The 714-nt window shown below is 53.4% G+C and carries 1 protein-coding gene; it reads right to left on the bottom strand.

Annotated features, from left to right (window positions below; genetic code table 11):
* On the bottom strand, positions 1-398 hold a 398-nt coding region (locus B30_RS22445; protein WP_009574318.1), incomplete at its 3' end, for a BapA/Bap/LapF family prefix-like domain-containing protein.
* Positions 399-714: the final 316 nt, after the last annotated feature.

Below are 714 nucleotides of genomic sequence, written 5' to 3'. Positions count from 1 at the left end.
TCAGCATCCGCATCCGCGTCAGCATCCGCATCCGCATCTGCGTCAGCATCTGCATCCGCGTCAGCATCCGCATCGCTGTCATCACCGCCACCGGCTGCCAGAGCCGCAAGGCCGAGCCCACCGAAAACGGCGGCAGCGATTCCCTCCTCAGAGAAGCCCATGCCCAGGCCAGCCGCCGCAGGATCGCCATCAACGATCATGTCGTTACTGTAAACAATACTGTGCAAGGACCCGTCTGCCGCAGGCACATAATAGCGTTGGACGGTGATCGTATCGCCGTTGCCCAGATCGATGATCAGATTGTCTCCAGACCGGCTGTATGTTTCCAAGCCAGTTTGATCGATACCCAAGTTGACGCGCGTCTCCGTGGCGGAGACTAAGATTGTTTTGTTTGCCATGGTTCCACTCCTGTTCCCATTTTGACCCCTCTGAATCACACCTGAAAGTATTACCATCAGTAATTCAAAAGACTTAAGTATGTATGTTTATATTCATTAGGACTATTGTCAATACGCCTCTGCAAAAAGAACTGCCGTAATTTGCTTCAACCTTAGAGGGCAAGTGGTACGCCGAATTTACGTAAAGAGACGTACGCCTTAGCGAATCAAAAACGCCCCACCGATTGGCAGGGCGCTGTCGAATTTTTCAGTCCGCTTGCGATCAGATGAGAGCGTCTTCGCCGCCCAGCAGGCCATCGGTCAGGCCGCCAAGAAG

Source organism: Celeribacter baekdonensis B30, from assembly GCF_000299875.1.
GTDB classification, from domain to species: domain Bacteria; phylum Pseudomonadota; class Alphaproteobacteria; order Rhodobacterales; family Rhodobacteraceae; genus Celeribacter; species Celeribacter baekdonensis_A.
Note: the sequence above shows the minus strand (reverse complement) of the source record. Positions and strands in the feature narration are given on the sequence as shown.